A 5,353-nucleotide genomic window follows, 5' to 3' on the forward strand; every position below is an offset into this window, starting at 1 on the left:
GGAGACGCAGATCTGGAGGCCGACGCGGTCGCGGACGGCCTGGACGTGGGATATGATGCCTATCATTTTTCCTTTTCTACGGAGGGAGGCGAGCATATCGAGGGCGGTGCCGAGGGACTCTTCGTCGAGGGTGCCGAAGCCTTCATCGAGGAAGACGGAGTCGACGCGCACGTTTCGGCTGGCCATCTGGGCGAGGCCGAGGGCGAGGGCGAGGCTGACGATGAAGCTTTCGCCGCCGGAGAGGTTGCGGGAGGAGCGCACGGCGTCGGCCTGGTAGCGGTCGATGACGTTGAGGGTAAGGGCTTCGGTTTTGCTGTGCACGAGCAGGTAGCGGTCGGTCATGAAGGCGAGCTGGCGGTTCGCCATGAGAATGAGTCTTCTGAATGTGAGTTCCTGGGCGTAGTTGCGGAACTTTTTGCCGTCGGCGGAGCCTATGAGTTCATTGAGCGCGGCCCAGCGGCGGCAGCGGGCGTCCTGTGCCTTGCGTTTTTCTCTGAGCTTTGCGGCCTGAGCCTTTTTTTCGTCGTTGGCGTTGAGCCGTTCCTGAAGGCTGCCGAGGCGTCGGAGGGCGTCTTCGCGTTCGGCGCGGGTTTGTGCGAGGGCAAGTTCGGTTTCTTCGCGCGAGGGCAGGGGCAGGGTTTGCGTCTCGCGTCGGCGGGTCAGTTCTGCGGCGCGGGCGTCGAGGCGGGCGGTCTTTTCGGCAAGGGTCTGCTGGGCGAGGGTGAGCGCGTCGAGCTCTTCCCTGCTCATGAGAGCGGCGCGGCAGGCGGCTTCGTCGGCAAAGTTTTCGGCCCTGAGGCGGATGATGAGCGCCTCTTCCATGTCCTTCATGGCTTCGGCGCGCTGCGTCATGCGTTCGGACAGGGCGGCGGCGTCGCGGCGTGCTTCGGTCAGCGCGCGGGAAGCGGCTTCGAGGTCGCTGCGTCGCGCCTCCTCCGCGTCTTCTCTGCCGTGCAGGCGTTCGGCGGCGGCTTTTTCTTCGTCGTCCACGCTGCGCTCGCCGAACAGGGCGCGGCGGGCGTCTTCCATGTCGGCAAGGTCGGCGGCGCGTTCCGTGCGGCCGGCGAGGGCGGCGTTCCATTCGCGTTCTGCGGCGTCGAGAGCCTGTGCGCCCACGGCAAGAAGCCTTTCGTGTTCGGCAAGGGACTGTCGGGCTTCCGCTTCCTGTTTTGCGAGAGCGGCGTATTCGGTGCGGCGCGTTTCAAGGGCGCGCACGGCAAGCGTGAGCTCTTCGGTACTGGCTCCCGTCTCGCCGAAGGCCGAAATGGTGCGGCACAGTTCGTCTCGGCAGGCGTCCGTCTTGCGCGTCTTTTCGGCAAGGTCCCGAACGAGCGCGGTCTTTTCCGTGCCGAGGCGCAGCGTCTCCTTTTCCGCGTTCTGTACGGCGGATCGCGCCTCTTCATGGAGTCGGCGCAGCTTCTCCGCGTCTTCGGCAAGGGCGCGTCCGGCGCTCTGCTGTGCGTCCAGCTTGTCGAGAAGGGTCGTCGCCTCGGCAAGCTCCCCGGCGGTTTCGGCGGCAAGGCGTTCCAGAACCGGCGCAAGGGCGGGCGCGCCTTCGCTGAGCGCAAGAGCCGAAAGTATCTCGTTTTCCCACGGCTCGGCCTCTGCGGAAACGGAGGAAGAGGCAAGAGCCTCGGCAGCGGCGGAGACGGCGGGCGCGCCGGAGGGCAGAGACGAGGCGTTGTTCACGGACAGGGGGGCGCTGTTCCCGTCGTTTTCGGCGGACGAGAGGCCGGTCAGTGCGCGTTTGAGCGCGGGAGAGAGGGCGGAGAGTGCCCGGCGCAGTCTGTCCGTCTGTTCGGCCGCGGCGTTTTCGGCTTCCGTGCAGGCTTCGCGCGCGTGCACGGCGTCGCTCCGGTGTCCGGCAAGGGCGGCGGTCAGCGCTTCCACGCGCGCTTCCAGCTCGCGCACGGGCTTTTGCGATTCATCCGGCAGGGCCGGGCTTTCACAGGCAAAGGGGTGATGCGTTGCGCCGCACAACGGGCAGGGCGAGCCCTCGCGCAGGCTTTTGCGCTCCTCTTCGTAGGAGCGGATTTTTGCCTCAAGCGCCAGCTTTTCCCGCAGGGCGGAAAGCTTTTCCCTGAGAAGCGCAAGGTCGCCTTCCTCCTTCTGCACGGCAAGGGCCAGCTCATGACCGCGGCTTTTCTGGGCTTCTGCGCGCAGAAGATGGGCGGTTCGGCTCTTTGCGGCGGCAAGCGCCGTTTCCAGCGCGTTTCGGCGAACGGAAAGCGTTTCGCGTCGCGAGCGGTGAAAGGCGGCATCCCTGCCGCCGAGAAGCGCGGCAAAGTTCTTTCGCGCCGCGTCCAGCTTTTCCTGCGCCCCGGCCAGCGCGCGGCTCAGCGCCTCGGCCGAGCGGCGGCATCCGGCAAGGGCGGTTTCCTGCTCGTCCAGATTCCGGGAACGTTCGTCAAGCGCACGGCGCGTTTCCTCAAGCGCGGCTTCGTCCTCTTTGAGCAGCGAAAGGCGCGTGGAAAGAGATCCGGTCGCGTCGGACAGCGCGGCGTCGGCGGCGCGGGACTCCCGGGCCTTCGTCAGTTCGGCAAGCCTCTGCTGCGCCTTTTCGTGTTCCTGCGCGGCGGCGGACTGTTCCTTGTTCCGGCGCTCCAGCTCCGCGCGGCGGCCTTCCAGGTCTTTGTCCAGATCGGCAAGTTCGCGGCGTCGTGCGGCAAGTTCCGTATCGACGGCCCGCACCTTCTTCCATGTTTCCCGCGCCCTTTCCACGGCGGCCTTTTCTTCGGCAAGCTCGGCCTTAGCTTCGTCCACGGCCTGCCGCCTGGCCGTTTCCTCCGCTTCAAGACGCGGCAGCTCCGCATCAAGCGCTGCCCGGCGTTCCGTATCGCGCCGCTCCTCCTCGCGTCGCAGGCTGAGCGCTTCCAGCGAAGGAGAAATCGTTGCGGCCCGGACAGCCCGCTCCAGACGCTCCTTCTGCGGCGCAAACGCCGTCGTTTCCGCGTTCAGCGCTTCCCTGTCCGCGGCAAGGCTCTGTTCGTCCCTCTCCAGCGCTTCGGCCTGCTCCACGCGCGCCATGTCCCCGGCTAGAGCCTCTTCCCGGCGGGCCAGCGCCTGCGCGCCTTCCGAAAGCTCGCGCTTCTCGTCGGCAAGGCCTTCCTCTTCTTCAAGAGAGAGCAGATCGCGGGCGGCAAGCTCTCTGTCCAGCTCGGCGAGCCTGAGCGCTTCTTCCCGGTTGCGCTCGTGCACCTTTTTGGAAATTTCCGTGTAGATGCCCTTGCCCGTTATCTTTTCCAGAAGCGGCGCACGCTTGTCGCCGTCGGCCAGAAGAAACGAGGCAAAATGACCCTGCGCCAGAAGCATGGATTGCGTGAACCGTGCAAAGTCCATGCCCGTGAGCTCTTCCACCCCGGCGAGCACGGCCTTGGTGTTTTCGGCAAGCGCCCGGCCCTCGCTGTCGTAAAGGCGGTGCTTCGGCTGCTGAAACTCGCCCGCCGCACGCTTTCCCGTCCGCTTCTGACTCCAGCTGCACAGGTATTCCCCGCGCATGGTGCGAAAACGAACCTCCGCAAGACATTCCGTCGCCTGCCGCGACATGATTTCGTTGCTGCTCTTGGTCACCTTGTCGAGCCTCGGCGTGGAGCCGTACAGCGCAAGGCATATGGCGTCGAGTATGGTGCTCTTGCCCGCTCCCGTGGGGCCCGTGATGGCAAAAATCCCGCCGGATTCGTATTCCGGCCCGTCAAGACGCACGGTCCAGTCGCCGGCGAGGGAATTGAGATTGCGTATCCGAACGCTTAAGATGCGCATGATTCCTCCTCGCTGTCGCGCACGGCGGCCACGGTCTCGCGAAACGCTTCCCGCAGCTCTTCCAGTTCAGGGTCTTCCGGCGCGCGCCCGGGATAGGCTTCCCGAAGCCGCCTCTCAAATACGTCTTCCACGGCCAGCTCTTCAAGGTCGTCCTGCTCGGGATCGGCATCCATGCCTTCGAGCAGAAGATGCGCGTTGCGTATGCGCAGCACTTCCAGCCTGCCGGATACGTGTTCCTCCACGCGCCGCCGAAGCTCAGGCACGTTCTCCTCGCCGGTGTGCAGCACTTCGGCCCATACGCTCTCTCCCGTCGCCGAAAGCTCGTCGAGCCTGCGCTCTATGGCCTCCATGTCGCCTTCCACACGCTCCAGACGCTGAAATTCCGGCACCGCCACCCCGCGGGATTCAATCTTCGCCCCGTCCGTGCTGAGAATGCGCACCTCGTGATTGCGCCGCGCCTCGTCAAAGCCCATGGCCAGCGGCGAGCCCGTGTAGCGGATGCGCTCCTCGCCGTGCACCTTCTGCGCCGCGTGCAGATGCCCGAGCGCCACATAGTCGAACGCGGCGGGAAATGCGTCGGCCTCCACCTGCCCGAGCGACCCTACGCACAGATCCCGCACCCCGTCGTCGCCGGACGTGCTGCCCCCGGCCGCAAACAGATGCCCCGTGGCAAGTACCGGAATGTCGCGCCCGGCCCGCAGCTTCTCCGCTTCCAGAGCAGCAAGACGATAGTGCTCCTTCATGCCCTCGGCCATGAGACGGTCGCGCTCGTCCATGGCGTCGCCGTCCCTGGCCCGGTACAAGTCGCGGTCGCGCAAAAAGGGCACCGCGCATACAATGAGCTCCGTTTCCCCGTCCGCCCCGCAAAGCGCCAGAACTTCTTCCTCGGGCGCACGCGCCCGGCCCGTCACATGAACGTGCATGGACGAAAGAAGACCCGCAGGCGCGTCCAGAAACGCCGGAGAATCATGGTTGCCCGCAATGATCACTACATGACGGCACGGACTCTCCGCCGCCGTCACCGCACGAAGAAAGTCGTAGTACAGCGACTGCGTCTGCGTGCCCGGTACCGCGCTGTCAAAAACGTCCCCGGCAATGACAAGAGCTTCAATGCCCTCGCGGTAAACAAGCTCCATGAGCCACGAAAGAAATTGACGGAACTCCTCGTGCCGCCGCCTGCCGTATAAACTGTGACCTAAATGCCAGTCCGATGTGTGAACTATCTTCATGCCTTCCTGCCGCAGCCCTGAAAAAGCGCAGCTTCCTCCGCCGCGCCGAACGCCGCGCTCCCCATGTACCACGCTCCCCCGCCCCCTGTCATGCAAAAAGGAAAGGCAGAAAACGCAGGAAAGGCAGATCAGGGGTGCTGCCCCTGGCCCCGCCGGGGGAGATAATCTCCCCCGGGCCCCCTTGAAAGGCAATGCGGGGGAAATAATTCCCCCCGGGCCCCCCTGTTTCGCCTTGCGGCTGCGCCGCGCGGCGGGGTTCGTGCGGGTGCCGGATGTCGGGCTTTGAAATGGCGGGAATGGCAGGGGAAGTGACGCAAAGGCCGGAAGGCTCGGCGGGTGCGTTACGGGCTGCAATCTCAGTGCAG

Annotated in this window: 2 protein-coding genes; both read right to left on the reverse strand. The window is 65.5% G+C overall.

What is annotated here, in order from left to right; translation table 11 throughout:
• A partial coding sequence (locus tag QZZ60_RS10375) for an AAA family ATPase (protein ID WP_295641166.1) occupies positions 1-3,759 on the reverse strand: 3,759 nt, incomplete at its 3' end.
• Positions 3,747-4,988 carry an exonuclease SbcCD subunit D C-terminal domain-containing protein gene (locus QZZ60_RS10380; protein WP_295641168.1) on the reverse strand — a complete coding sequence of 414 codons (1,242 nt, stop codon included), beginning with the start codon at positions 4,986-4,988 and terminating at the stop codon, positions 3,747-3,749. The genes QZZ60_RS10380 and QZZ60_RS10375, both read right to left, overlap by 13 nt.
• Positions 4,989-5,353: the final 365 nt, after the last annotated feature.

Source organism: uncultured Mailhella sp., assembly GCF_905187505.1.
Taxonomy (GTDB): domain Bacteria; phylum Desulfobacterota; class Desulfovibrionia; order Desulfovibrionales; family Desulfovibrionaceae; genus Mailhella.